This is a genomic window from Proteus sp. GOKU (assembly GCF_015475555.1).
GTDB lineage: Bacteria > Pseudomonadota > Gammaproteobacteria > Enterobacterales > Enterobacteriaceae > Proteus > Proteus mirabilis_B.
The window spans coordinates 3,272,909-3,299,300 of sequence record NZ_CP034105.1; the positions used below are offsets into that span (position 1 = coordinate 3,272,909).

The window sequence follows — 26,392 nt, forward strand, 5'->3', positions numbered from 1 at the left end:
TGATATATTGATTTGTTTTCAATTTTTCAGCTTGTTCCAGATTGTTAAAGAGCATAATAGGTAAAATAACTCATGCGAATTATCTTAACTATTCTCTGATTTTCATCAGACATAGTGTGGTACGCCTTTCACTCATACCGCGCAATTGGCGTCCCCTAGGGGATTCGAACCCCTGTTACCGCCGTGAAAGGGCGGTGTCCTAGGCCTCTAGACGAAGGGGACTCTTGTCAGCTTCGCAGACGCGCTTTTGCTCGTTCTTCATCAGACAATCTGTGTGAGCACTGCACATAACACGTATCTCTTAGGTAAGGAGGTGATCCAACCGCAGGTTCCCCTACGGTTACCTTGTTACGACTTCACCCCAGTCATGAATCACAAAGTGGTAAGCGCCCTCCCGAAGGTTAAGCTACCTACTTCTTTTGCAACCCACTCCCATGGTGTGACGGGCGGTGTGTACAAGGCCCGGGAACGTATTCACCGTAGCATTCTGATCTACGATTACTAGCGATTCCGACTTCATGGAGTCGAGTTGCAGACTCCAATCCGGACTACGACAGACTTTATGAGTTCCGCTTGCTCTCGCGAGGTCGCTTCTCTTTGTATCTGCCATTGTAGCACGTGTGTAGCCCTACTCGTAAGGGCCATGATGACTTGACGTCATCCCCACCTTCCTCCGGTTTATCACCGGCAGTCTCCTTTGAGTTCCCGCCATCACGCGCTGGCAACAAAGGATAAGGGTTGCGCTCGTTGCGGGACTTAACCCAACATTTCACAACACGAGCTGACGACAGCCATGCAGCACCTGTCTCAGAGTTCCCGAAGGCACTCCTCTATCTCTAAAGGATTCTCTGGATGTCAAGAGTAGGTAAGGTTCTTCGCGTTGCATCGAATTAAACCACATGCTCCACCGCTTGTGCGGGCCCCCGTCAATTCATTTGAGTTTTAACCTTGCGGCCGTACTCCCCAGGCGGTCGATTTAACGCGTTAGCTCCAGAAGCCACGGTTCAAGACCACAACCTCTAAATCGACATCGTTTACAGCGTGGACTACCAGGGTATCTAATCCTGTTTGCTCCCCACGCTTTCGCACCTGAGCGTCAGTCTTTGTCCAGGGGGCCGCCTTCGCCACCGGTATTCCTCCACATCTCTACGCATTTCACCGCTACACGTGGAATTCTACCCCCCTCTACAAGACTCTAGCCAACCAGTTTCAGATGCAATTCCCAAGTTAAGCTCGGGGCTTTCACATCTGACTTAATTGACCGCCTGCGTGCGCTTTACGCCCAGTAATTCCGATTAACGCTTGCACCCTCCGTATTACCGCGGCTGCTGGCACGGAGTTAGCCGGTGCTTCTTCTGCGGGTAACGTCAATTGCTAAGAGTATTAATCTTAACACCTTCCTCCCCGCTGAAAGTACTTTACAACCCTAAGGCCTTCTTCATACACGCGGCATGGCTGCATCAGGCTTGCGCCCATTGTGCAATATTCCCCACTGCTGCCTCCCGTAGGAGTCTGGGCCGTGTCTCAGTCCCAGTGTGGCTGATCATCCTCTCAGACCAGCTAGAGATCGTCGCCTAGGTGAGCCATTACCTCACCTACTAGCTAATCCCATATGGGTTCATCCGATAGCGCAAGGTCCGAAGAGCCCCTGCTTTGGTCCGTAGACGTCATGCGGTATTAGCCACCGTTTCCAGTAGTTATCCCCCTCTATCGGGCAGATCCCCATACATTACTCACCCGTCCGCCGCTCGTCAGCAAGAAAGCAAGCTTTCCCCTGTTACCGCTCGACTTGCATGTGTTAGGCCTGCCGCCAGCGTTCAATCTGAGCCATGATCAAACTCTTCAATTAAAAGTGTTTGATGCTCAAAGAAATCGAAAACTTAGCTATTCATAAATGAATTTACTTTTGTTGTTCACTCTTCAAGACTTGATACATCTAATATTTTAGAAGATATCGTCTCTGCGAGTGCCCACACAGATTGTCTGATAATTTGTTAAAGAGCAGTGCAACTTTCGCTGCCGTTTCCGGTCTTCTGCGTTGTTGCGAGGAGGTGCATTCTACATCTTCCTCATTCAGTGTCAAGCGTTTATTTCCAAGGCTTTTCACTTTTTTTCTTCGTTCTCTCAGTCAGTTCGCTTAGCGCCCTGTGCCGTGACAACGAGGACGCATTATAGGGAGTTTTCTGAGGCTGGCAATAGTTTTTTAAAAAAAAATGTTCGTTTGTTGGTAAATTAAACGAAGTGCCTATTTTTTGTGGCTTTTTAGCCATTTTGGCAAGTCTGCAAGGCTATCGAGAACGAAATCTGCACACTGTTGTGCCTCTTCAGTTATCTCTTTTCCTGTGCGAACAAGAATTTTATGCCCCACTCCTGCACCTTTTGCTGCCAACATATCTTCTTTTTTATCGCCAACCATATAAGAAGAAGCCATATCGATGTTTAATTGTGCTTTCGCATCCATAAACATACCTGAGGCTGGTTTGCGACAATCACACTCTTTCTTATATTCTTCTACAGCGGCATCTGGATGATGAGGACAATAATAGATACCGTCTAAATCAACACCTCTATCAGCCAAAGACCAATCCATCCACTCTGTTAGATGTAAAAATTGATCTTCACTATAGTAGCCACGACCAATACCCGATTGATTCGTTACTAGTACCAAGGCATATCCCATAGCTTTTAATTCAGCCATTGCCTCAATAACACCATCGATAAATTCAAAGTTATCAATTTCAGACACATAACCATGGTCTATATTAATAGTTCCATCGCGATCTAAGAAAATCGCAGAAATCCCCTTGCTCACAGCATTACTCCATTTAGATATTTTTATTAGTATCGCATGTTTTTTCTTATATAGAGAATGATATCCATGGCTTTCTTTCTTTATTACTCTTCAACTCTTTTTTATTGACTTAGCCGTCTAGACGCCTTAACATCTATTTTAACTCGGGCAGAATAGTCTTTATGTCCCATATCTACTTATATAAAGAAAAACATGATTAAACTGACGAATATAAACAAAGTGTTTAAGCAGGGAGAGCGTTCTATACAAGCGCTATCAAACATTAACCTGCATGTGCCTCAAGGGCAGATTTTTGGTGTTATCGGATCGTCAGGAGCGGGTAAAAGTACACTTATACGTTGTGTGAACATGTTAGAAAAACCAACTTCAGGTGAAGTACTTGTTGATGGTCGTGATCTAACTAAGTTATCTGATAAAGAATTAACAAAAGCACGTCGCGGTATTGGTATGATTTTCCAACATTTCAACTTACTGTCTTCTCGTACAGTGTTTGATAATGTGGCACTGCCATTAGAACTTGATAGTACGCCTCGTGCTGAAATTAATAAGCGTGTTAATGAGTTACTTGAATTAGTCGGTTTGTCAGATAAGAAAGAGTATTACCCAGCAAACTTATCTGGCGGACAAAAGCAACGTGTTGCAATTGCACGCGCACTAGCAAATTCACCAAACGTTTTATTGTGTGATGAAGCAACTAGCGCACTTGATCCAGCAACAACACGTTCTATTTTAGAATTATTAAAAGACATTAACCGTCGTTTAGGCCTTACCATTTTATTAATCACGCATGAAATGGATGTTGTAAAACGCATTTGTGATCAGGTTGCAGTAATAAGTGGTGGTGAATTAGTTGAAAGTGATGCAGTGAGTGAAGTTTTCTCTCATCCAAAAACACCTGTTTCTCAGGCTTTTATTCAATCAACACTACAATTAGATATTCCTGAAGATTACAAAGAACGAATGAAACCAGAGTGGGAAGAAGGTTTATTCCCATTATTGAAACTTGAATTTAATGGTCAATCAGTCGATGCACCATTAATGTCCATCGTTGCTCGCCGTTTTGACGCAGATATTAATATCTTGAGTTCACAAATGGACTATGCCGGTGGAGTGAAGTTTGGCGTGATGTTAGCTGAACTACACGGTAAGAATGGTAATACTGAAAAGTCGATTGCGTTTTTAGAAGAGCATCATGTGAAAGTAGAGGTTCTCGGTTATGTCTGAAGGAATGGTTTATTTATTAATTAGTGGGATCTGGGAAACCTTAGTCATGACCTTCGTTTCAGGCTTCTTTGGTTTTGTTATCGGACTACCGCTTGGTGTTTTACTTTATGTCACACGTCCTGAACAGATTATGGCAAATCCACCTGCCTATCGTGTCATCTCAGCACTTGTGAATATCTTTAGGGCTATTCCTTTTATTATCCTGCTTGTATGGATGATCCCTTTTACTCGCTTGGTTGTAGGAACATCTATTGGCTTGCAAGCAGCCATCGTGCCATTAACAGTTGCAGCAGCACCTTTTATTGCTCGTATGGTCGAAAATACACTATTGGAAATCCCACAAGGATTAATTGAAGCATCTCGTTCTATGGGTGCAACACCAATGCAAATTATTAAGAAAATTTTATTACCAGAATCTTTACCAGGCTTGATTAACGCTGCAACTATTACACTGATTACATTAGTGGGTTACTCCGCAATGGGTGGTGCCGTTGGTGCAGGTGGTTTAGGTCAAATTGGCTATCAATATGGTTACGTTGGCTATAATGCAACTGTAATGAATATTGTGATTGTTCTACTCGTTATTCTTGTTTTTATCATTCAGTTTTTCGGCGATCGCTTAGTGAAGCTGACAACACATAAATAATTAAATTGAAGGTTCCAATTATTAAATCGAAACCTTTTAATTAACGGATCAAATAAGGGTAAATGTATGTCATTGAAATTTAAATCGCTCGCAGTCGTAAGTGCTTTAGTTGGCGCATTAGCATTAGCTGGTTGTGGTGAAAAAGAAAAAGATCCAAACCATATTCGTGTTGGTGTTATTTCTGGCTCTGAGCAACAAGTTGCCGAAGTAGCAAAACAAGTTGCTAAAGATAAATATGGTCTTGATGTAGAACTCGTTACTTTCAATGACTTCGTAATGCCGAATGAATCATTAAGTCGTGGTGATATCGATCTTAATGCATTCCAGCACAAACCTTATTTAGATCAGCAAATTAAAGATCGTAATTTCAAAATTACAGCAGTAGGAAATACGTTTATTTATCCTATCGCAGGTTACTCTAAAAAAATTACTGATTTAGCTGATTTACCTGATGGCGCTCAAGTGGCTATCCCTAACGACCCAACTAATTTAGGTCGTTCGCTGCTGTTATTAGAAAAGGTAGGATTAATTAAATTAAAAGATGGTGTGGGCTTATTACCAACGTCTTTAGATATTATTGAAAATCCTAAAAATCTAAAATTAGTCGAGTTAGAAGCACCTCAATTACCTCGTTCATTAGATGATCAAAAAATCTATTTAGCGGTAATCAATACAACTTATGCTAGCCAAGTAAACTTAACGCCAGCAAAAGACGGTATTTTTGTTGAAGATAAAGACTCTCCATATGTAAATATCATTGTTGCCCGTGAAGATAATAAAGACAGTGAAAATGTGAAGAAATTTATCCAAGCTTACCAAACGGATGAAGTAGATAGTGCTGCAAATAAAATCTTTAACGGCGGTGCTGTAAAAGGCTGGTAATACGTTAAAATTTAACTTAATTATAAAAAAGGCGGACATTTGTTCGCCTTTCTCTTTTTTACTTGGTTAATTTGCATTAAATTAGTGCCGTTTAATTTTTGTATAGACAATAATAAAGAGGATATTACCCATGCACATGCGCTTGCTACTTATTGGCATCATGGCGCTGTTTATGACAGGCTGTTCAATGCAAAAATCATCTGATGTTGATCAGTCTAAATTTACGGATATGCGTTTAAATAAACCTGGGCAACCACAAAAACCAAGGTCACAAACTTTACCTTCAGTACGTATTGTTGAAAAAACTGAAGACCTTTTAGGAGCTCCTTTTAAAGATCTCGGGATTGTCGCCGGTGAATCTTGTCGTCAAACATTACAAGATCCACCAGCAAGTCTACCTATTGCTAAAAAAAGAATGGCAACAAAAGCTGCCTACAAAAATGCGAATGCCGTTTTATTACATGAATGCCAAATTGTCACAGGCTTAGGTTGCTACCAATCTGCTATTTGTGAAGGCACAGCATTACTCATTACAAAATGAACACCTACCAAATGAATCCTATAGGGTATATTTCGAGCCCTTATAAAGAAAAATTTGCCGTTCCACGCCAACCTGGATTAATCCAGGATGGCGGCGGCCAACTTATTCTACACACGCCTTATAATCACCCTGATGCAGTTCGAGGCTTAGAGCAATTTAGTCACCTTTGGTTGATCTTTGTTTTTCATCAAACAGCCCAACAAGGTTGGCATCCTCTCGTTCGCCCCCCGAGATTAGGCGGAAACGCCAAAATTGGAGTATTTGCAACGCGCTCAACCTTTCGCCCTAACCCAATTGGCATGTCATTGGTTGAATTGAAAAAAGTAAATACGGACAACCAGTCTGTTATTTTAGAATTAGGTAGCCTTGATTTAGTGGATGGCACTCCTATTCTTGATATCAAACCTTATTTACCGTTTGCAGAATCGCGCCCAAATGCAATTGCAGGGTTTGCACAAGAAGCACCAAGTAACGAAATGCCCATTTTCTTTTCACAGGTTGCATCAGAACAACTGCAACACTATGCCAATGACTACCCTCATCTTTCACGTTTTATTACCCAAGTATTACAGCAAGATCCTCGTCCTGCTTATAAAAAAGGCGAACAAAGTGATAGAATTTATGCGGTACACTTACTCAAATTTAATGTTCGCTGGCAAGTCAATGGACAACAGACACTTGTTCTTAGTATAGAACCGCGGTAACTTGCTATTATCTTCATTGATATTGCTATCATGAATAGTCTAATCTGAGAGTCATTCTCATGTCTTTAGACAAATCAGATTGAAAAAAATGCTTTGCCCCTTTTGGCAGACCTAAGTCACTGGTAGACTAGAGCGTGTTGACCTTTGATGGTCGATTTTATTCGAATTAAAAGCATTTTAGGCAAGGAGAGGGACTTGCCGCCTAGTGAACTAAGCTAGCGCCTCTCAACGCAGAATAAAATGAGTGAAACGTCTTTTAATCGAACCCGTAGGGCTGTTTTTATTTTTAAGTGGTCATTGTTAATGTCAATCAATGCCCAAACTCAAAATAGTTGAATATGTTGCTTGTTTTATAAATTTCTTTTGCTGTAAAAATAAGCAGCAAAGATCAACACGCTCTAGAGTCTTTCTCTAATTATATTGATGTAGACTGGCGTGACAGTCAGCCTAAGTATTTTTGTTCTAATGGAACCTAATAATGCGTACTAGCCACTATTTGCTCTCTACTTTAAAAGAGACACCTGCTGATGCAGAAATTGTCAGCCATCAACTTATGCTTCGCGCAGGCATGATCCGTAAACTCGCTTCTGGTCTTTATGATTGGATGCCGACAGGGGTTCGTGTTCTAAGAAAAATTGAAAAAATTGTTCGTGAAGAGATGGATAACGCTGGATCACTTGAGATTTCAATGCCCGTTGTTCAACCCGCTGACTTATGGCTAGAAAGTGGTCGTTGGGAACAATACGGCCCTGAATTACTGCGTTTTTCAGACAGAGGCGAGCGCCCATTTGTTTTAGGCCCAACTCACGAAGAAGTTGTTACTGATATTGTTCGTAATGAAATTACCTCTTACAAACAACTTCCGCTGAACTTATATCAAATTCAAACTAAATTCCGCGACGAAGTACGCCCTCGTTTTGGTGTTATGCGCTCTCGCGAATTTATCATGAAAGATGCTTACTCTTTCCATATCTCTCAAGAGTCTTTACAAGAGACTTACGACAGAATGTATGAAGCCTACAGCAAAATTTTCTCTCGTATTGGTTTAGATTTTCGTCCAGTGCTTGCAGATACAGGCTCTATTGGTGGTAACGCCTCTCATGAATTCCAAGTTTTAGCTGACAGCGGTGAAGATGATATCGTCTTCTCAACAGGCTCTGACTATGCAGCCAATATCGAATTAGCAGAAGCAGTAATGCCTGCAACGCCACGTGCAGTTGCAACTGAAGAATTACGTTTAGTAGATACCCCAAATGCTAAAACAATTGCTGAATTAGTTGAACAGTTCAATTTGCCAATTGAAAAAACAGTTAAGACACTGATTGTTCATGGTACGAAAGAAAGTGGTCACCCATTAGTTGCATTATTAGTTCGTGGCGACCACGAGCTTAATGAAGTTAAAGCAGAAAAATGCGCTATCGTTGCAGCACCTTTAACTTTCGCTACTGAAGCTGAAATCCGCCAAGCTGTAAATGCAGGTCCAGGCTCATTAGGCCCAGTTAATCTGCCACTGCCAGTAATTATGGATCGTTCTGTCTCTGTAATGAGTGATTTCGGTGCTGGTGCAAACGTTGATGGTAAACACTATTTTGGTATCAACTGGGAGCGTGACCTGCCTGTTGCTGAAATTGCTGATATCCGTAATGTTGTTGAAGGCGATCCAAGCCCAGACGGCAAAGGAACATTACTGATCAAACGTGGTATTGAAGTTGGTCATATTTTCCAACTTGGCACAAAATACTCAGAAGCATTAAAAGCAACGGTACAAAACGAAGAAGGTCATAACCAAATCGTCACTATGGGTTGTTATGGTATCGGTGTAACTCGTATTGTTGCTGCCGCTATTGAACAAAACCATGATGCTCGCGGTATTATTTGGCCAGATGCGATTGCTCCATTCCAAGTAGCTATTTTACCAATGAATATGCATCGTTCTTATCGTGTTAAAGAAGTTGCTGACAGACTTTATGACGAGTTACGTGCTCAAGGTATTGATGTTCTGTTTGATGACCGTAAAGAGCGTCCAGGTGTGATGTTTGCTGATATGGAACTTATTGGTATTCCACACACTATCGTGATCGGCGATCGTAACCTAGACAACGATCAAATCGAATATAAAGCGCGTCGTAGTGATGATAAATCACTAGTCAATGTTGACGATGTTGTTGCCTTTATTAAAGAGCAACTCGCTTAATTATTAGGCCCCTTATCTTTAAGGGGCTTGATTGATAAATAACAAGCGTGTCTCTCAGACACGCTTGTAACTATAATCAGAATAATATATCAATCGCCGATTACATCTTTTTTATACGTTTCCTTCCTGCTCTAACTTCCCGAATAAAGTCATATACTGCTGATAAACACTCATTTCAGCATATTGAGGTTCTTTGACCCAAATCATTATAATCGCGCAGTTAGCTGTTTTTATCAGAATGATCTAGTAATAAATATAAATTAAAACGAGTATGTTATTTATTATTTCGTTATATAAATGGCTATTTTAACTCACTATTTTTCTATTATTTTAAATTTACATAGGAAATATTATGAAAAGATTTGGAGCAATAGTTGGTATTCTTTTTATATTATCTGGATGTGGAACAATAAATAGAGCAAAGAGTAGTAATGATTATTACCGAGGTACTGATACTGATGTCGAAATTATTAATGAACCTTATGCTTGGTTAATTACTTTGGGAATGTACCCTATATTCTCAATTATCAGTTTACCTATTGATGTTGTCCTTGATACCGCCCTTCTTCCCGTTGATCATGTGATAAAAACCCAGAAAGAAAAGGCGCGCGCCGAAGAACGCAATAGACATAAACAAGAAACTGAAAGTAGTATCTCAGATGAACAGCAACATTCAACGTTAACGCCTTCCACTCCCCCCTCTCCAGTTTCTCCTACTCATGAGCGCTGGCTAGAGAACAATATAAAATAAGTTATTGTTGTAATATCTTTAAAAATAATAGGTTATTTAAAATACATTACGAAAAGGAAATTATTTAGATAATGCAGTAATAGGAAATTTCTTTGATATATTAAAAATAAAATTTTTTTTATACGAAGTAATTTAAAGAGATAGATGAATTAGAAAAATACTTTATGAAGATATCAAGCACAATAATACTGCACAGATAAACTTAAAATGAAAAAGACTGAGTTCAGCTCAATACCGGACTCAGTCTTTACTCAACTCATTTTAACTGTCTAATAAACGCAAGGCTATTCAATAAGCGATTTTTTTATCAAAACAAAACCGCCAAAACTTAACTTCTGCCACCACGATGGTTTCCGCAAGAGCCATGGCGATTAAAACGAGGCTTATCATCTGTAACCACTAAAGCTCGATCATATTTACCATCTTCCATTGAAGGACGAATGCTGTAATAACCATTAACTTCGAGGTAAACAGGTGTTCCACCATCAACACCGGTTGAGAAATAGCCTTTTTCTAATTCAATACCATTAGCTGCATAAACTCGCCCTGATTGGCAATCTTTAAACGTACCTGCATCGGCAAAGTAGGTAAATTCACCCGCAAGCTGTTTAGGCTGAACCTTAGCTAAAGTATAATTTAGTTCTGAATTAATGACGTTGCCATCAATATCAAGCATGACTAATTTATCTTCACGAGGTAAATAATAGCTCTTTTCACCGTAACTATTAGTCAACGTCAGCTTATCTTTACCTAATACCCATGTTCCTGATTCAAAGAAACTACGTTTATCATCAGGTGAACCTTGATAGCTTTGCTCCATAACATAAGAGCCATCTTGATTAACAAGAATTGTCGTGTCGATACCAGAGCAATCGGCACAAGGCAGAATACTGTTGTAAGTTTGGTCTACAATTTTTCCATCAAGTGATAAGCCAATGTTATTTTGGCAACCTGACAGTACAAATAACCCAGCAGCAACGGCTGCAAATAAAAGTTTTTTCCCCATCATCGACTCCCTACATTCTGGGTACTTTTTAATAAATCATTCTCAATATGATTCTAACATTTTTTAAAATAAAAGGGGGCAATAAAACAAGCTTTAAGACAAATGCACCCATAATTGTTAATTATTTCTCAAATCACTTCTAATAAAGAACTATTTCAGAAAATTATTATAATAACTATTGTGCTCACATCGAATAACAGCATAATGATTTTATTCTGAATTATTCACTGGCGGCAACACCGCCACGAAAGAGTGGTGAGGGAATATGTCAACAAATACAGAATATCAACCAATTAACTGTGATGATTACGAGTATCTGGAGTTAGCATGCCAGCGTGGTTTAGCACTCCATATTGAACTGCATGATGGTGAGCTTATTGAAGGTATCGCGGATGACCTTTTCTTAAGCAAGAAAGTTGAATACCTAAAAGTCAAAACGTCTGAAGGCTCTAAAGATTTGCGACTGGATATTATTGCCAGTTTTTCTAATCCCGAACTTGGGACAATCATTATAAAATCGGAATAACCGAATAAGGAACAACCGCCAGCCGGCGGTTGTTCATTCATGAGCCTCTCGCCACTCAATAGTAATAGCGTGTTCTGATGTTGCTTTTCCCTCAAAAGTAACAAACGTATTAATAGCTGCAATTAACGTATCATTATAATAAATCAAAGGAATTTTGGTTCTACGCCAAGGTGCAACTTCAAACTCTTGCCAAATCTTTTTACTATGTCGAGCGTGCTCTCGCCCTACAATACGCAGAGATGCTTGTGTTAAACCAAAACGCACTGTGACTTTTTCATCACTTGAAGGCGCTCTAACGGTATTTTTTCCTGTTTCGGCAACGAGTGATAAAGCCCCTAATCCATTAGGTAAATACAAAGGCTCATTGAGCTGCCACTCAATAATGTGTCCAACAGGCTCTTTAATGATTGGAACTAGATAAAGACGCTGTTTATAGCGTCTAACTTCATCTTGATAAAATTGTAATCGAGGCTCAGCATCTTCTTTGGCTAAAGCGACCTCTTGCCATAATCGTAAAATTTGTTGTCTTGATGGCATGGTCTTATTGTGTTCAGCAAACCAGCGCCTCAATAAAGCATTTCGCTTGATAACACTACAATGAGCCAATTGATTGATATCTAAACTATGATCACTGTCCATTAAGGCATTAAGTTCAGAATCTAATAGTTCATCTAGTAGTGCTTCTTGTTCTCCACACAATGCCGCACTTCGAGTCACCGCTTGTGAAAAGTGAGGCCATCGTTGAGCCAATAAGGGCATAACTCGCAACCGTAAAAAATTGCGATCATAGCGGTCATCTTGATTACTATCGTCTTCTATCCAATCTAACCCTTGTTCAGTAGCATAAGATTCGATTTGTTCACGCGTAATATTGAGTAATGGTCGAAGTAAATAGCCATTTTCAAATGCCATTTTTGCTGGCATTGAAGAAAGCCCAGCAGGGCCGCTGCCTCGCTTTAAAGCCAGTAAAAAGGTCTCGGCTTGATCATCTTGATGTTGAGCAGTCACTAGCACTTGTTGTGGCTGTAAATATCGACGAAAGGCTTGGTAACGCGCCTCTCTTGCACCATTTTCAAGACCGCCTTCTTTAGGATCTACATTCACTTTTTCACTGATAAAATCAACACTCCATTGCTGACAACATTGTTCACAATGAGCAAGCCACTCATCTGCTTTGATGTTTAATCCATGATGAATATAGATAGCCGTTAATTCTAAAGGTAATTGGAATTCATCACGTAAACGTACAAGCCCTTGTAATAAAACTGTGGAATCTACTCCACCACTAAAACCCACCAAAATTTTAGTGTAAGGATCAATTTGTTGTTTGATTTCTTTAAGGAGTAAGCCGTATTCCTGTTTCATCGTATCGTCATTTATCAGTGAATTCAGATGATTATGTTAAGCTTTTCTACCTGATTTTGCACGAATACAAAGTATTCCTGCAATTAATACCAAACCTAGCCCTACTGCATAAGCAATAACAAAAGGATCGTGAAATATAACGACTAACCAAATCATTGAAAGCACAGGCGAAAGGAAAACAACAGAAGCTATTTTAGTCGACTCACCACTGTTCATGGCTTTAAACCATAAAATATAAGAGACACCGTTGATTAATACACCATTTAAAATGACAGGGAGCCAAGATGGAGCATCTGGTAGTTTAAACTCACTAAACATCCACATTAGGATCAATGAAATAAGTGTTGAAAAAACAAACAACCATACCGTACTCATGTAAGCATCGAGTGAGAATTGTTTGGAAAGTACAGACATTAATGCAAAACAAAAGGCACCAGCAAAAACGAGTAATAAGGCTTGAGGATTATCGACAGCAATTGATGTAATATTTCCTTTGGTGAAGGTGATAATAACGGCAATAAAACCTAAAATAACCCCAATGATTTGCCCTAAAGTCAGCCTATCCTTCAGTAAAATAACCGATAATCCAATAATTAATAATGGCCAACTATACTGTATCACCAATACCGCAATGCCATTCTCTAATGTGTAACCGTAATAGAGCAATAAATAGAATAGACAATCTAACCCACCAAGAATAAACACTTTCCAATAGGTCGATTTAGACAAAATAAATAATTGTGTTGGTGTTTTCTTCATAAAAAGTGCAGTGAGAATAACTGCAATCATTGAGAAAACATTGGACCAGAATAAAAATTGAAAACTGTCTAAAGAAGCTTGCCCTATACGAGAAATAACGGGAATAAAACTCCAAATCAACACACATAACAATGCGTAGATAAGAGATCTTATGGTAATTGAAAATGCCATATAAAAACCAAAATAGTTGATTTATTGTTAAAATTGTATTTTTGATAATAAAGCGTTTAAACAAAAAAGACAGTAAAGAATAGAAGTAAGAGATAAATAAAAAATCAGCAGAATAGTGATTATTCTGCTTTATATTAAAAATAGCGTTAGGCAGTAAAACCACCATCTACTAAATAAGAAGCTCCGGTAACAAACGACGCGGCATCACTAGCTAAAAACACCACAACATTAGCGACTTCTTCTGGTGTACCGAGGCGACCAATAGGATGTAGCGTCGCTAGCTTTTGCTTATCTAGCTCACGACCATCTAATAAAGGTGTATCGATATATCCCGGACAAACCGCATTAACACGAATACCTTTGCTTGCATAATCAATAGCAAGTGTTTGTGTCAATAATTTAACACCGCCTTTTGATGCACAATAGGCAGGAAATTCATGTTGACCAACAAAGGAACAAATCGAACTACAATTAACAATCGCACCTGATAATTGATTTTTCAGCCAATATTGAATTGCTGCACGATTAATCAGAAAGAGTCCATTAAGGTTAACATCTAATACTCCTTTCCATTTTTCATACTCTAATTTATCTGCGATGTTATCAGTTAAAACACCAGCATTAGCAAAGATGAAATCCAATCGTCCATATTTATTTACGACATAATCAATAAGTTGTTCGTTCTCTTTTTCGCTTTTCACATCCATTTGTATAAATTCACCTAAAAGCCCTTTCTCTTTTAGGTATTTTTCTGCTTTTTGCCCTCGAGCTAAATTACTGCCAGTGATAACAACTGATGCACCTAAGGATAAAAACTTTTCCGCAGAAGCTAAACCAATACCACTATTACCGCCTGTAATAATTCCAACTTTACCATTAAACGATATCATCGCTTTTTCCTCATAAAAGAAGTAAATGACTCTATAAAATAATAGATACGACTTATTATTCTTTTAGTGAAAAAGTAAATTAATATTGTTTTTGAGATCGACTTAACACATTGATATATAATATATTACAGTTAATATCACTTGATTTTATTGTCTTAGGAAGAGATAGTTCTAGGGATAAAAAAAACCTCATGTTATCAACATGAGGCTCTCTTTTATTTTTAAATAGCATCACACTATCAGCAGTAACCGTATTCCATTAAACGTTGGTAACGACGGTTTGTTAACTCTTCAGAGTCAAATGCATCTAACTCTTCTAAATCAGATTTAATTTGTGCTTTTAAAGACGCTGCAATTTCATCATGGTGACGATGTGCGCCACCTAAAGGCTCAGGAATAACCGTATCAATTAACTTAAGCTCTTTTAAACGGTTTGCAGTGATGCCCATCGCTTCAGCAGCTAATGGTGCTTTGTCTGCACTTTTCCAAAGGATAGATGCGCAACCTTCTGGTGAAATAACAGAATAAGTGCTGTATTGCAGCATATTCACTTTGTCGCCAACACCAATGGCTAACGCACCACCAGAACCACCTTCACCAATAACAGTACAGATGATTGGCACACCAAAGCGTGACATTTCACGTAAGTTACGTGCGATTGCTTCTGATTGACCACGCTCTTCTGCACCCACTCCCGGATAAGCACCCGGAGTATCAATAAAGGTGATAATAGGAAGATTAAAACGTTGTGCCATTTCCATTAAACGAAGCGCTTTACGATAGCCTTCCGGCGCTGGCATACCAAAATTACGGCGGATTTTCTCTTTTGTTTCGCGTCCTTTCTGGTGCCCAATAACCATAACAGGACGACCATCTAAACGCGCGATACCACCAACAATAGCTTTATCATCAGCATAAGCACGATCGCCTGCTAATTCTTGGAAGTCAGTAAAGATACGATGAATATAATCCAGTGTGTAAGGTCTTAATGGATGACGTGCAAGTTGTGCAACTTGCCATGCACCAAGATCAGAAAAAATCTTACGCGTTAGCTCTAGGCTTTTTTCTCTTAAGCGTGAAACTTCTTCATCGATATTAATATCAATTTTTTCATCATGTTGGCTAACTGCGGTTAGCGAATCAATTTTCGCTTCTAACTCGGCAATTGGCTGTTCAAAATCCAGAAAATTAAGACTCATAACATTCCTATTTTAGTCAAATTCTAATTCTACCTGCTCATTACCCAGCAGAGTTCGCAGATCCGTTAAAAGCATATCTGTTGGCGTTACACGCCAAGTCGCACCAAATCGTAAACGTGCACAGGCATCATGCTTTTCAAAATAAAGGTGAACCGGTATCGTGCCTGAACGATGAGGTTCTAAAACGTCGCGAAGACGATTTAATAATTGCTCATTAATTTGCCTGTCCGATAATGAGATAGCAAGTCCTCGTGCATATTTTTCACGAGCTTCGTTGATATCCATAAGTTCGCGGACTGTCATTTTAAGCCCACCATTGAAATCATCAAAGCTGACCTGCCCAGTAGCAATTAAAATCTTGTCTTGTTCTAATAAATGTTGGTATTTATCCAATGCATCAGAAAATAACATAATTTCTAAGCGACCTGAACGATCATCTAAGGTACAAACGCCGATCCGATTTCCACGTTTCGTTGTAAACACTTTAGAAGCAAGTACTAAGCCTGCTACCTTCACCATTTGACCACGAGGTGTTGGTACTAAATCTTTTAGACGTGTTCCTGCCGCATATCGTTCAATTTCTTTTAAATAACGAGTGATCGGATGACCTGTTAAATATAAACCTAAAGTCTCTCGCTCACCTTCTAAAACGACTTGGTCTGGCCATTTAGGGATATTGGCATAAGAGCGCTCAACTTGTTCAGGAGCTTCAGCTAACACACCGAACATGTCCGATTGCCCTATTGCTTCAGCTTTAGCATGTTGATCTGCAGCTTTTAATGCATCTTCTAATGAAGACATCAAAGCAGCACGATGAGGCCCCAGTTTGTCGAATGCGCCTGACATTATCAGTTTTTCCATCACTCGGCGATTCAATTTTTTCGTTTCTGTTCTAGCACAGAGATCAAAAATATCTTTAAAGTGACCGCCTTGCTGACGCGCTTCTACAATTGCTTCAATCGGACCTTCACCCACACCTTTAATGGCACCAATACCATAAACGATTTCGCCTTCATCATTTACGTGGAAATGATAAAGACCGCTATTAATATCAGGAGGAAGAACCTTTAAGCCCATTCTCCAACATTCATCAACCAATCCCACTACTTTTTCAGTGTTATCCATATCTGCCGTCATTACAGCAGCCATAAATTCAGCTGGATAGTGGGCTTTTAACCATAATGTTTGATAAGAAACTAATGCATACGCTGCTGAGTGTGATTTGTTAAATCCATAACCGGCGAATTTCTCCACCAAGTCAAAGATCCTCATAGCAAGCTCACCATCGACGCCGTTTTTGATAGCACCATCTTCAAAAACAGAACGTTGCTTTGCCATCTCTTCAGGCTTTTTCTTACCCATTGCGCGTCGTAACATATCCGCGCCACCTAATGTATATCCCGCAAGAACCTGTGCGATTTGCATAACTTGTTCTTGATATAAGATAACACCATAGGTTGGTTCTAAAACGGGCTGTAAACTTTCATGTTGCCACTTAACATCAGGATATGAAATCTCTTCAACACCATGTTTACGGTCGATAAAGTTATCCACCATACCTGACTGTAATGGCCCTGGGCGAAATAGGGCAACAAGTGCAATCATATCTTCAAAACAGTCAGGACGTAGGCGTTTGATAAGATCTTTCATACCGCGAGATTCCAACTGGAATACCGCAGTTGTTTCTGAACGCTGCAACATATCAAAGCTACGCTGATCCGTTAATGGGATCGCCGCAATATCAACAGGTTCGAGTGACTTTTTAGCACGCCGGGCATTAATCATCTCTAATGCCCAGTTAATAATGGTTAGTGTTCTTAAACCTAAGAAGTCAAATTTAACAAGACCAGCATACTCAACGTCGTTCTTATCAAATTGTGTAACGGGGTTATTTCCCTCGGCATCACAATAGAGTGGCGCAAAATCGGTAATTTTTGTTGGTGAAATAACAACACCACCAGCATGTTTACCCGCATTACGTGTTACCCCTTCTAATTTACGAGCCATATCAATAAGAGATTTAACCTCTTCATCGGCTTCATAAATTTCAGGTAATTGAGGTTCGGCAGCAAACGCTTTTTCTAGCGTCATACCCGGATCAGGAGGGACAAGTTTTGAGATTCTATCAACAAAACCGTAAGGGTGCCCTAAAACACGACCAACATCTCGAATAACCGCTTTCGCCGCCATCGTACCAAACGTAATGATCTGAGATACTGCATCTCGACCGTACATTTCAGCAACGTGATCGATAACTCTATCGCGTTTTTCCATACAGAAATCGACGTCAAAGTCAGGCATCGAAACACGTTCAGGGTTAAGGAAACGTTCGAAAAGCAAGTCAAACTCAAGAGGATCGAGATCCGTGATTTTCAGTGAGTAAGCCACTAGTGAACCGGCACCTGAACCTCGTCCAGGACCAACAGGAACACCATTATCTTTAGACCACTGAATAAACTCCATCACGATGAGGAAGTAACCAGGGAATCCCATCTGGTTAATCACTTTCAGCTCGATATCAAGACGCTCATCATATTCAGGACGTCTTTTTTGTCGCTCTTCAGGATCTGGAAATAAAAAAGCTAAACGCTCTTCCAAACCTTCTTGTGATTTTTTGACGAGGAAATCTTCTGTACTCATATCCCCAGTTGGGAATTGTGGAAGGAAGTATTCCCCTAAGCGGATCGTGACATTACAGCGTTTAGCGATTTCAACACTGTTTTCTAATGCTTCGGGTATGTCAGCAAATAATTCACACATTTCTTCTTCTGTGCGCATATATTGCTGAGGGCTATAGTTCTTAGGACGCTTAGGATCAGATAATGTAAAACCATCATGAATTGCGACACGAATTTCGTGTGCATCAAAATCATCACTATCAAGAAAGCAAACATCATTGGTTGCAACGACAGGCAGACCTTTTTCAGAAGCCAGTGCAACAGCTTCATGAAGATAAGTTTCCTCATCAGTACGACCTGTACGGATCAGTTCTAGGTAATAACTATCAGGGAAATGAGTTTGATAATACTCAAGGCATTGATCGACTAAAGCTCGATTACCACGAAGTAGGAACTTACCTACATCCCCCATTCTACCGCCTGAAAGTAACAAGAGCCCTTCTTTATAGGTTGTTAACCACTCTTGTTTAATCGTCGGTCCAGCAGCGCCGTAGCCGTGTTTGTAAGCTTCTGAAATCAGTAAAGTGAGGTTTTGGTATCCTACATTATTGCGTGCAAGAATAGTGAGATGAGCATATTCATCACCTAATAATTCTGTTTCAAGGTAAACATCTGCACCAATGATAGGTTTAATGCCTGCACCATGTGCAGCACCATAAAATTTCACTAGCCCACACAAGTTAGTGAAATCAGTAATCGCAAAAGCAGGCATTCCCAGCGAAGCCACTTTCTTCACAAGAGGCCCTGTTTTTGCCAATCCATCGATCATTGAATAATCGCTGTGTACCCTAAGATGGATAAAACGAGGATCTGCCATAGTGTTTAATTACTCTGTGGATTACTTTAAATTTAAAGCACGTTTTACAGGCGCAAAACTTTTTCGATGATAGGGTGTTGCCCCTAATAAGGCTAGTTTTTCCATATGGAAAACAGTTGGATACCCTTTATGTTTAGCAAAACCATAATCAGGGTAAAGCTTATCTAACTCTTCCATTTCTCTATCACGAGTCACTTTAGCAAGTATAGAAGCCGCACTAATTTCTTGAACTAAACTATCACCTTTTATAACCGCTTGAGAGGCCATAGGTAATTTAGGGCAACGGTTACCATCAATTAAAACCATATCAGGTGTTATTGATAATCCCGCAACAGCACGTTCCATTGCTTTCATAGTTGCCCAAAGGATATTTAATTCATCAATTTCTTCAGGCTCTGCACGACCTATCGCCCAACATAATGCTTTTTCTTTTATTTCGTCATAAAGGGCATTACGCTTTTTTTCTGTTAGCTTTTTGGAGTCTGTTAACCCTTCAATTGGATTTGCCGGATCAAGAATAACGGCAGCAGTAACCACTGCCCCCACTAATGGACCTCGACCAACTTCATCAACTCCAGCAATAAGATTTGCTTTTGGATATACAAATTCCATTATTTCTCTACCAATTCTAATACTGCATTTGCTGCTTGCTCATCCGCATTACAACGAATGGCGCTATGTAGCTGTAAAAATATCTCTTTTAATTGACGTACTTTTTCTTCATCAGTCAAAAGAGGTAAAAGCTGTTGTGCTAATGCCGAAGGCTCGCACTCTTCTTGCAATAATTCTTTGATAATTTCTCGACCAGCTAACAAGTTAGGTAACGAGACATAAGGCGTTTTAACTAATCGTTTTGCTAACCAGAAAGTAAATGGTTTCATGCGATAGCCAACAACCATTGGGCATTTTGTGAGCATACATTCTAATGCAGCTGTACCTGATGCTAACAAAGTCGCATCACTCGCAGTCATTGCTTCTCTTGCTTGCCCATCGAGAAGTTGTATCTCAAGTTCTGGCGCCACATTTTGATGTATCTGTTCAAATTGGGCTCGTCGCTTGGCATTAACTAATGGCACAACAATATGAAGAGAGGGAATTTGCTGTTTTAGTAACTGGGCTGTTTTTATAAAATCAGCACTTAGCATCTCAACTTCAGCATGACGACTACCAGGAAGAAGTGCTAAACAAGGAGTTTCTTCAGATATCCCTAAATGTTCACGAGCCGCCTTTTTGTCTGGATTTAAGGCTATGGCATCAGCCATTGTGTGACCAATAAAACGACAAGGAACCTGATACTTATCATAAAACGCTTTTTCAAAAGGCAGAAAAGCTAAGACAAGATCTGTCGCTTTACCAATTTTGAAAACACGTTTTTGACGCCAAGCCCATACAGATGGACTGACATAGTGAATAGTTTTGATCCCTTTTTGCTTTAAACGACCTTCAAGGGTGATATTAAAATCAGGTGCATCGATCCCCACGAAAACATCAGGCTTTAATTCTGAGAATCGTTGAGTGAGATCTTTTCTGATCTTTAATAAGCGAGGTAATCGTTCAAGAACTTCAACGATCCCCATGACGGCAAGCTCTTCCATTTCATACCAAGCTTCACAACCTTCAGCTTGCATAAGAGGTCCAGCAACACCGACAAAGCGGACATTGGGATGCATTTGTTTTAGAGCGCGGATTAATCCCGCGCCCAAGATATCACCGGACGTTTCACCAGCAACTAAGCCGATAACTAACGGACGCTGAGTAGTAGATAATTGGCCTGACAAGGTCATATCCTAATTAGCGAATGATACCGCGGTTAGATTTTGCTGAGTTTTCCAGAAAATCACTGAACAATTTGACGTGCGGATTATTATTATCAGCAACTAATTGTCCAATTTCTTCACGCGCTTCTTCCAGTGTTTTACCATTACGATAGAGCACTTTGTAAGCATTACGGATTGCATGAAGATCTTCTTTAGCAAAACCTCTGCGCTTTAATCCTTCAATATTCAGCCCATAAGGGGTTGCGTGGTTTCCTTGTGCAATAACAAAAGGAGGTACATCTTGTGCCACACCTGAACATCCACCGACCATCACGTGAGAGCCAATTTGGCAAAACTGATGAACTGCACTCATACCACCGATAATCACAAAATCACCTAACGTGACGTGACCACCCAGAGTGCCGTTATTTGCAATAATACAACGATCGCCAATGATACAATCATGTGCGACGTGGGTATTAATCATCAGTAAGTTATCGTTACCAATTTTTGTGATATTACCACCTTGGGTTGTTCCACGATGGATAGTCACACTTTCACGAATAAGGTTTCGATCACCAATAATCACTTGCGTTGGTTCACCTCGATATTTCAGATCCTGATTAACTTCACCAATAGAAGTAAATTGATAGATCTGATTATCTCGACCAATGCGTGTGTGCCCATTGATAACAACGTGAGATTTGATGTCAGTTCCTTCACCAATCTCAACATTAGCACCAATGACACAAAAAGGGCCAATGCGAACATTAGCACCAATTACCGCACCCTCTTCAATAATTGAGGAAGGGTGAATTACTGCGGATTTATCTATCATAGGCTAGACCTCACGGCGGCGAGCACACATCATTTCAGCTTCGCAAGCAATTTCCCCATCAACTTTAGCGACGCCTTTAAAGCGAGCAACACCACGACGTTCTTTAATGAATTCTACCTCTAGGATCATTTGATCCCCAGGTAAGACAGGACGTTTAAAGCGAGCACCGTCAATAGCAGCAAAATAGTAGAGTTCACCAGGTTCCAGCTTTCCTACGCTTTTGAATGCTAAAATACCCGTTGCCTGTGCCATGGCTTCGAGGATCAGTACGCCCGGGAAAATTGGTTTTCCTGGAAAGTGACCTTGAAAGAAAGGCTCATTAAAAGATACATTTTTTACTGCTCTTAGAAATTTCTTTTCTTCAAAATCAAGGACACGATCAACCAATAAGAATGGGTAACGGTGTGGAAGTAAATCTAAAATTTCTTCGATTTGCAGAGTATGATTCTCACTCATTGCAATACTCTTCCTGTCTAATAAAACTGAGTCTAATTAATAATGACACGACCTGCTGTGACTCAAAAAGTGAGTTAACCCGCAGGTCGCAAAATGGGTAACATTCGTCAATGACGTATATTGTTACTTGTCGCTACTTTCTACTTGACGTTCAAGCGACTTGAGCCTTTTTTGCATTTCATCAATTCGCAACACAAGTGCTGCGGTTTTACGCCATGCTTTATTCGATTGCAGCGGAATTCCTGAAGAATAAACACCCGGCTCAGTGATAGGACGCATTACCATTCCCATACCTGTTACCGTGACTTTATCACAGATTTCCATATGACCATTGATAACACTTGCTCCACCAATCATACAATAGCGACCTATTTTCAGGCTGCCCGCCATGATGACACCACCAGCAACAGCGGTATTATCACCAATAATGACGTTATGTGCGATTTGGCACTGGTTATCAATGATAACACCATTACCGATAACTGTGTTATCTAATGCGCCTCGGTCGATTGTAGTACATGCACCGATTTCAACGCGATCACCAATTACCACTGAACCTAATTGTGGAATTTTAATCCAATTACCACGTTCATTAGCATAACCAAAACCATCTGAACCAATCACAGTACCTGATTGAACCAGACAATCTTTACCAATGATAACCTCATGATAAACAGATACATTTGCCCATAAACGGCTATTATCGCCAATATGTGCTTTTTTACCCACAAAACAACCGGCACCAATCACAACATTATCACCAAGGATAACATCAGATTCGATAACGGCATTTGCACCCACTGATACATTCTTTCCTAACTTAGCGTCAGGAGAAATAACAGCACTTGGGTGAATATCCTCTGCTGGCTGCGGTGTTGTATCCATAATCTGTGCCATTTGAGCATAGGCAAGATAAGGGTTTTTCACCACAAGTGCGGCTACGGGACAAAATGGAAGATCAGCCTCTGTTAATACAACGGCAGCAGCCTGACATTCACTTAATTTTTCACGATAGCGACTATCAGAAAGAAATGTAATTTGTTCGCTATTTGCTAGGCTCATTGAAGCAAGACCGGCGATAGTGATATCACCATCGCCGTGTAACTGTGCATTCAACTGCTGAGCAAGATCAGCTAATCGAATTGAAAACATCTATTATTTAACCTGTTTTTGAACCTGAGCAGTAATATCTTTACCATCTGCGAAATAAGGTACAGTGTTAGCGTCAAGGATCACATCATAGCCTTCTTTCTTCGCTACTGCATCAACAGCGTCTAATACACGTTTCATGATTTTGTTACGTTCTTCAGCTTGACGACGGCTAAAGTCTTGCTCAAAAGCTTGTGCTTTTTGTGCATATGCTTCACGTTTGGCAACCAGATCTTTCTCTGTATTTGCACGTTGTGTTGCATTCATAGTTGGTGCATCTTTTTGATATTTCTCAACAGCGGTCTGTAGTGCTTTACCTAAGTTCTGCAATTCAGTGTCACGTGATTTGAATTCATTTTCCAATTGTTTCTCTACCGCATCACGGTTAGGAATTTGTTGGAGAACTTGACCGATGTTCACAACACCTACTTTATCTGCGGCTTGAACACCTGCTGACATGGTCAATGCCATTCCTAGGGCAGCGGCACATAACAATTTTTTCACGATTAAACTCCTTAAAACCAAAAATAATTTTTTGTCAGAAATCGGATGCCTTTTTCAGCATTGTGAATCAGGCATCAACTTTACTTACATCGCTACCACGTTCTACCAATATTAAACTGGAATTGCTCTGATTTATCGCCTTCGTAATCTTTTATCGGCTTAGCATAAGAGAATACTAACGGACCTAAAGGAGATAACCATTGTAACGCAACACCGGTCGAAACACGTATATCACTTGCACGACTATAATCTGGCATACCTGCTGTCCAAGCTGAGTTAGTGCTACTCCAGTTGGTATCCCATACTGTACCTGCATCAACAAACAGAGATGTTCTGACTGAAGATGAGTATTTATCATCTACAAATGGCGTTGGTGTAATCAGCTCAAAACTTGCCACAGCCATTGCGTTACCACCGATAGCATCGCTAGATGGCTCGCCCGGTTTTGGTGTTACAGTACCGTCTGCATTTTTCTGCAGATAAATCGCTTTAGGACCGATATTATTTGAACGGAAACCACGAACTGTACCAGAACCACCGGCATAGAAGTTTTCATAGAATGGTAATTCTTTACCACCTAAACCATCACCGTAGCCTAAACGACCTTTAAATAGCGTTACCCAAGATTCTTTTTCATCAATTGGATAATACGCCATACCGTCCCAAGTCACTTTATAGTACTTGTTGTCAGAGCCCGGTACAGTCACACGTCCACTTAAGTTACTTCTCACACCAGATGTTGGGAAGAAACCTTTGTTTAAGTTATTGAATGTCCAACCAAGGCTAACACTATAGTCATCAGCATTAAACGATTCACGTTTATCAAAACCTGGGTTTTCACCCATACTTTCTAGGTAACGCCACATTGCAACCTGAGGTTCCATACGTGACAGACCATTGTGAGTATAGCCTAAGCCAAGACGTGCTGAGTTATATTCATTAATTGGGAAGCCTAGCGTACCATCTACACCATAAGATTTATTGGTATAACCTGATAAATCAGCATCATTAGCACGGAAGTCATTATAGAAAACTCGACCACCTAAACTCACACCATTAACGGTAAAGTATGGGTCAGTAACAGATAATTCTGCGTAAGTTGAGTAATCATTTTTACTCGCATTAATAGCGACTGCGTTACCTGTACCTAACCAGTTATCTTGAGTAACACCCACTTGGAAGCTCACACCACTTTCAGTACCGAAACCGACACCAAAGTTAAGAGAACCCGTGTTACGCTCTTTTACGCGATAAACGATATCAACCTGATCAGGAGAACCTGGAATACGCTGAGTTTCTGTTTCAACCGTTTCGAAATAACCTAAACGATTTAAACGCTCTTTACCTTGTTCAACTAAATCGCTGCCTAACCACGCACCTTCCATTTGACGCATTTCACGGCGTAAAACAGAGTCTTTAGTGATGTCATTACCCGCAAAACGTACTTGACGAACATAGAAACGGTTTCCTGCATCTACGTTTACATGCAGTTTTACAGTTTTATTTTCATCATTAATTTCAGGGTTTGTCATAACGCGAGGATAAGCATATCCATAACGACCTAACAGATTTTTAATATCATTTTCTGTTTTAGTTACTTGCGCACCATTATAAAGAGAGCCCGGTGCAATTTCGATAAGCTCTTCAATTTGTTTAGTGTAGCCCGCCGTATTACCATTGATTTCAGTATTTTCTACTGTGTATTTGTCACCTTCTTTCAGGTTAATGGTAATGTAAATTCCTTTTTTGTCTGGCGTTAAACTGACATTCGTCGATTCAATATCAAAACGTGCATAACCACGATCAAGATAGAAGCTTCTTAATGTCTCTAAGTCACCAGCCAGTTTTTGCTTCTGATATTTTTCATCAGCCGCTAAGTTCCACCAAGGAACATCGTCACGTAATTGGAAGCGGTTAACGAGCTCGGCAGTAGAAAACGCTTTATTACCAACAATGTTGATTTGCTGAATAGTTGCTGAAACACCCTCTGCAAACACGAGTTTTAAGTCAACACGGTTACGAGGAAGAGGTGTAACAACCACTTTTACAGTTGCATTATATTTACCAACACTATAATAGAAATCTTCAAGCCCTTTCTCGATATTCGCTAGCATTGTACGGTCGAGTGTTTCGCCGATACGAATGTTAGAAGCATCAAGGTTCTGTTTTAGCATCTCTTCCTTGATTGCTTTATTACCAGAGAAAGTAATGCTGGCAATAGTTGGACGCTCTTTTACTTGAACAATCAGAGTATTTCCGTCACGCAGGACACGAACATCATCAAAGTTTCCTGTCGCAAATAATGAGCGGATAGTTCGGCTGATATCATCATTACCGACCGAGTCTCCAACCCGGACAGGCATGTTCAGTAATGCTGCACCAACGGCGACGCGTTGAAGACCTTCAAATTGAATGTCCTGAACTACGAATCCGTCTGAACCGTATGCAGTGGCGCTGCCCAGCAGCAGCGACGCTATAAGCAACTTTTTCATCGCCATCGTTGTTTTGTGTTTTCCTAACCGG

22 protein-coding genes, 1 tRNA gene and 1 rRNA gene are annotated in these 26,392 nt (G+C 40.2%); 8 read left to right on the forward strand and 16 right to left on the reverse strand.

The window, feature by feature from the left end:
* Positions 1 to 146: 146 nt before the first annotated feature.
* From EHE21_RS15040 to gmhB, 3 genes are all read right to left on the reverse strand, one after another.
* Positions 147 to 222, reverse strand: a tRNA-Glu gene (locus EHE21_RS15040).
* 84 nt (positions 223 to 306) lie between these two features.
* A 16S ribosomal RNA gene (locus tag EHE21_RS15045) occupies positions 307 to 1,849 on the reverse strand.
* A gap of 396 nt (positions 1,850 to 2,245) precedes the next feature.
* Positions 2,246 to 2,812: a D-glycero-beta-D-manno-heptose 1,7-bisphosphate 7-phosphatase gene (gene gmhB / locus EHE21_RS15050; RefSeq protein ID WP_194951116.1), complete on the reverse strand. Its 567-nt coding sequence runs from the start codon at positions 2,810 to 2,812 to the stop codon at positions 2,246 to 2,248.
* A 192-nt stretch (positions 2,813 to 3,004) separates the two neighbouring features.
* Here gmhB and metN point away from each other — a divergent pair, with 192 nt between their 5' ends.
* From metN to EHE21_RS15085, 7 genes are all read left to right on the forward strand, one after another.
* Positions 3,005 to 4,036: a methionine ABC transporter ATP-binding protein MetN gene (gene metN, locus EHE21_RS15055; RefSeq protein WP_088494714.1), complete on the forward strand. Its 1,032-nt coding sequence runs from the start codon at positions 3,005 to 3,007 to the stop codon at positions 4,034 to 4,036.
* Positions 4,029 to 4,682 (forward strand): methionine ABC transporter permease MetI, encoded by a 654-nt coding sequence (locus EHE21_RS15060; protein WP_023582692.1) that lies wholly within the window; start codon positions 4,029 to 4,031, stop codon positions 4,680 to 4,682. Before metN ends, EHE21_RS15060 begins: the two co-directional genes overlap by 8 nt.
* A 66-nt stretch (positions 4,683 to 4,748) precedes the next feature.
* Positions 4,749 to 5,564, forward strand: coding sequence for a MetQ/NlpA family lipoprotein (locus EHE21_RS15065; protein ID WP_075671666.1), 816 nt, complete (start codon positions 4,749 to 4,751; stop codon positions 5,562 to 5,564).
* A 130-nt stretch (positions 5,565 to 5,694) separates the two neighbouring features.
* Positions 5,695 to 6,105 (forward strand): Rcs stress response system protein RcsF, encoded by a 411-nt coding sequence (rcsF, locus tag EHE21_RS15070; protein WP_088494713.1) that lies wholly within the window; start codon positions 5,695 to 5,697, stop codon positions 6,103 to 6,105.
* A complete protein-coding gene (gene tsaA, locus EHE21_RS15075) occupies positions 6,102 to 6,809 on the forward strand; it encodes a tRNA (N6-threonylcarbamoyladenosine(37)-N6)-methyltransferase TrmO (RefSeq protein ID WP_194951117.1) in 708 nt (235 codons plus the stop codon). The genes rcsF and tsaA overlap by 4 nt, the downstream gene beginning before the upstream one ends.
* A gap of 478 nt (positions 6,810 to 7,287) precedes the next feature.
* A complete protein-coding gene (gene proS, locus EHE21_RS15080; RefSeq protein ID WP_194951118.1) occupies positions 7,288 to 9,003 on the forward strand; it encodes a proline--tRNA ligase in 1,716 nt (571 codons plus the stop codon).
* 352 nt (positions 9,004 to 9,355) lie between these two features.
* Positions 9,356 to 9,754 carry a YceK/YidQ family lipoprotein gene (locus EHE21_RS15085; protein ID WP_194951119.1) on the forward strand — a complete coding sequence of 133 codons (399 nt, stop codon included), beginning with the start codon at positions 9,356 to 9,358 and terminating at the stop codon, positions 9,752 to 9,754.
* A gap of 328 nt (positions 9,755 to 10,082) precedes the next feature.
* On the opposite strand, the gene nlpE is transcribed toward EHE21_RS15085, so the two are convergent.
* Positions 10,083 to 10,763 carry an envelope stress response activation lipoprotein NlpE gene (nlpE, locus tag EHE21_RS15090; protein WP_088494710.1) on the reverse strand — a complete coding sequence of 227 codons (681 nt, stop codon included), beginning with the start codon at positions 10,761 to 10,763 and terminating at the stop codon, positions 10,083 to 10,085.
* A 262-nt stretch (positions 10,764 to 11,025) separates the two neighbouring features.
* Between nlpE and rof the strand changes: the two genes are divergently transcribed.
* Positions 11,026 to 11,286 carry a Rho-binding antiterminator gene (gene rof, locus EHE21_RS15095; RefSeq protein WP_194951120.1) on the forward strand — a complete coding sequence of 87 codons (261 nt, stop codon included), beginning with the start codon at positions 11,026 to 11,028 and terminating at the stop codon, positions 11,284 to 11,286.
* Positions 11,287 to 11,319: 33 nt separating this feature from the next.
* Here rof and tilS read toward each other — a convergent pair whose 3' ends face one another.
* From tilS to bamA, 12 genes are all read right to left on the reverse strand, one after another.
* Positions 11,320 to 12,651, reverse strand: coding sequence for a tRNA lysidine(34) synthetase TilS (gene tilS / locus EHE21_RS15100; protein WP_194951121.1), 1,332 nt, complete (start codon positions 12,649 to 12,651; stop codon positions 11,320 to 11,322).
* Between the two features lie 36 nt (positions 12,652 to 12,687).
* Complete coding sequence (locus EHE21_RS15105; protein WP_194951122.1) at positions 12,688 to 13,581, reverse strand: DMT family transporter; 894 nt, start codon at positions 13,579 to 13,581, stop codon at positions 12,688 to 12,690.
* Between the two features lie 146 nt (positions 13,582 to 13,727).
* On the reverse strand, positions 13,728 to 14,471 hold the full coding sequence (locus tag EHE21_RS15110; protein WP_194951123.1) for an SDR family NAD(P)-dependent oxidoreductase: 744 nt from the start codon (positions 14,469 to 14,471) through the stop codon (positions 13,728 to 13,730).
* Between the two features lie 239 nt (positions 14,472 to 14,710).
* The gene (gene accA / locus EHE21_RS15115) at positions 14,711 to 15,670 is read right to left on the reverse strand and encodes an acetyl-CoA carboxylase carboxyl transferase subunit alpha (protein ID WP_088494705.1); all 960 of its coding nucleotides are present in this window, start codon (positions 15,668 to 15,670) and stop codon (positions 14,711 to 14,713) included.
* A 12-nt stretch (positions 15,671 to 15,682) separates the two neighbouring features.
* A complete protein-coding gene (dnaE, locus tag EHE21_RS15120) occupies positions 15,683 to 19,165 on the reverse strand; it encodes a DNA polymerase III subunit alpha (protein ID WP_194951124.1) in 3,483 nt (1,160 codons plus the stop codon).
* A 21-nt stretch (positions 19,166 to 19,186) separates the two neighbouring features.
* Complete coding sequence (gene rnhB, locus EHE21_RS15125) at positions 19,187 to 19,777, reverse strand: ribonuclease HII (RefSeq protein ID WP_006535883.1); 591 nt, start codon at positions 19,775 to 19,777, stop codon at positions 19,187 to 19,189.
* Positions 19,777 to 20,949 (reverse strand): lipid-A-disaccharide synthase, encoded by a 1,173-nt coding sequence (gene lpxB, locus EHE21_RS15130; protein WP_194951125.1) that lies wholly within the window; start codon positions 20,947 to 20,949, stop codon positions 19,777 to 19,779. The genes rnhB and lpxB overlap by 1 nt, the downstream gene beginning before the upstream one ends.
* A gap of 7 nt (positions 20,950 to 20,956) precedes the next feature.
* On the reverse strand, positions 20,957 to 21,760 hold the full coding sequence (gene lpxA / locus EHE21_RS15135; RefSeq protein WP_088494703.1) for an acyl-ACP--UDP-N-acetylglucosamine O-acyltransferase: 804 nt from the start codon (positions 21,758 to 21,760) through the stop codon (positions 20,957 to 20,959).
* A gap of 3 nt (positions 21,761 to 21,763) precedes the next feature.
* On the reverse strand, positions 21,764 to 22,216 hold the full coding sequence (gene fabZ, locus EHE21_RS15140; RefSeq protein WP_006535887.1) for a 3-hydroxyacyl-ACP dehydratase FabZ: 453 nt from the start codon (positions 22,214 to 22,216) through the stop codon (positions 21,764 to 21,766).
* Between the two features lie 123 nt (positions 22,217 to 22,339).
* Positions 22,340 to 23,368, reverse strand: coding sequence for a UDP-3-O-(3-hydroxymyristoyl)glucosamine N-acyltransferase (lpxD, locus tag EHE21_RS15145; RefSeq protein ID WP_088494702.1), 1,029 nt, complete (start codon positions 23,366 to 23,368; stop codon positions 22,340 to 22,342).
* 3 nt (positions 23,369 to 23,371) lie between these two features.
* Entirely contained in the window at positions 23,372 to 23,869 is a 498-nt protein-coding gene (locus EHE21_RS15150; protein ID WP_036934019.1) for an OmpH family outer membrane protein, read from the reverse strand.
* A gap of 92 nt (positions 23,870 to 23,961) precedes the next feature.
* Positions 23,962 to 26,367 carry an outer membrane protein assembly factor BamA gene (gene bamA / locus EHE21_RS15155; protein WP_194951126.1) on the reverse strand — a complete coding sequence of 802 codons (2,406 nt, stop codon included), beginning with the start codon at positions 26,365 to 26,367 and terminating at the stop codon, positions 23,962 to 23,964.
* Between the last annotated feature and the right edge of the window lie 25 nt (positions 26,368 to 26,392).

Bases quoted from the DNA above. Each gene is read 5' to 3' on its own strand.
- accA (WP_088494705.1), bottom strand. From the start codon at position 15,670: ATGAGTCTTAATTTTCTGGATTTTGAACAGCCAATTGCCGAGTTAGAA.
- EHE21_RS15060 (WP_023582692.1), top strand. From the start codon at position 4,029: ATGTCTGAAGGAATGGTTTATTTATTAATTAGTGGGATCTGGGAAACC.
- metN (WP_088494714.1), top strand. From the start codon at position 3,005: ATGATTAAACTGACGAATATAAACAAAGTGTTTAAGCAGGGAGAGCGT.
- rnhB (WP_006535883.1), bottom strand. From the start codon at position 19,777: ATGGAATTTGTATATCCAAAAGCAAATCTTATTGCTGGAGTTGATGAA.
- lpxB (WP_194951125.1), bottom strand. From the start codon at position 20,949: ATGACCTTGTCAGGCCAATTATCTACTACTCAGCGTCCGTTAGTTATC.
- rof (WP_194951120.1), top strand. From the start codon at position 11,026: ATGTCAACAAATACAGAATATCAACCAATTAACTGTGATGATTACGAG.
- EHE21_RS15110 (WP_194951123.1), bottom strand. From the start codon at position 14,471: ATGATATCGTTTAATGGTAAAGTTGGAATTATTACAGGCGGTAATAGT.
- tilS (WP_194951121.1), bottom strand. From the start codon at position 12,651: ATGAAACAGGAATACGGCTTACTCCTTAAAGAAATCAAACAACAAATT.
- EHE21_RS15065 (WP_075671666.1), top strand. From the start codon at position 4,749: ATGTCATTGAAATTTAAATCGCTCGCAGTCGTAAGTGCTTTAGTTGGC.
- lpxD (WP_088494702.1), bottom strand. From the start codon at position 23,368: ATGTTTTCAATTCGATTAGCTGATCTTGCTCAGCAGTTGAATGCACAG.
- lpxA (WP_088494703.1), bottom strand. From the start codon at position 21,760: ATGATAGATAAATCCGCAGTAATTCACCCTTCCTCAATTATTGAAGAG.
- rcsF (WP_088494713.1), top strand. From the start codon at position 5,695: ATGCACATGCGCTTGCTACTTATTGGCATCATGGCGCTGTTTATGACA.
- bamA (WP_194951126.1), bottom strand. From the start codon at position 26,367: ATGGCGATGAAAAAGTTGCTTATAGCGTCGCTGCTGCTGGGCAGCGCC.
- fabZ (WP_006535887.1), bottom strand. From the start codon at position 22,216: ATGAGTGAGAATCATACTCTGCAAATCGAAGAAATTTTAGATTTACTT.
- tsaA (WP_194951117.1), top strand. From the start codon at position 6,102: ATGAACACCTACCAAATGAATCCTATAGGGTATATTTCGAGCCCTTAT.
- EHE21_RS15085 (WP_194951119.1), top strand. From the start codon at position 9,356: ATGAAAAGATTTGGAGCAATAGTTGGTATTCTTTTTATATTATCTGGA.
- dnaE (WP_194951124.1), bottom strand. From the start codon at position 19,165: ATGGCAGATCCTCGTTTTATCCATCTTAGGGTACACAGCGATTATTCA.
- nlpE (WP_088494710.1), bottom strand. From the start codon at position 10,763: ATGATGGGGAAAAAACTTTTATTTGCAGCCGTTGCTGCTGGGTTATTT.
- EHE21_RS15105 (WP_194951122.1), bottom strand. From the start codon at position 13,581: ATGGCATTTTCAATTACCATAAGATCTCTTATCTACGCATTGTTATGT.
- proS (WP_194951118.1), top strand. From the start codon at position 7,288: ATGCGTACTAGCCACTATTTGCTCTCTACTTTAAAAGAGACACCTGCT.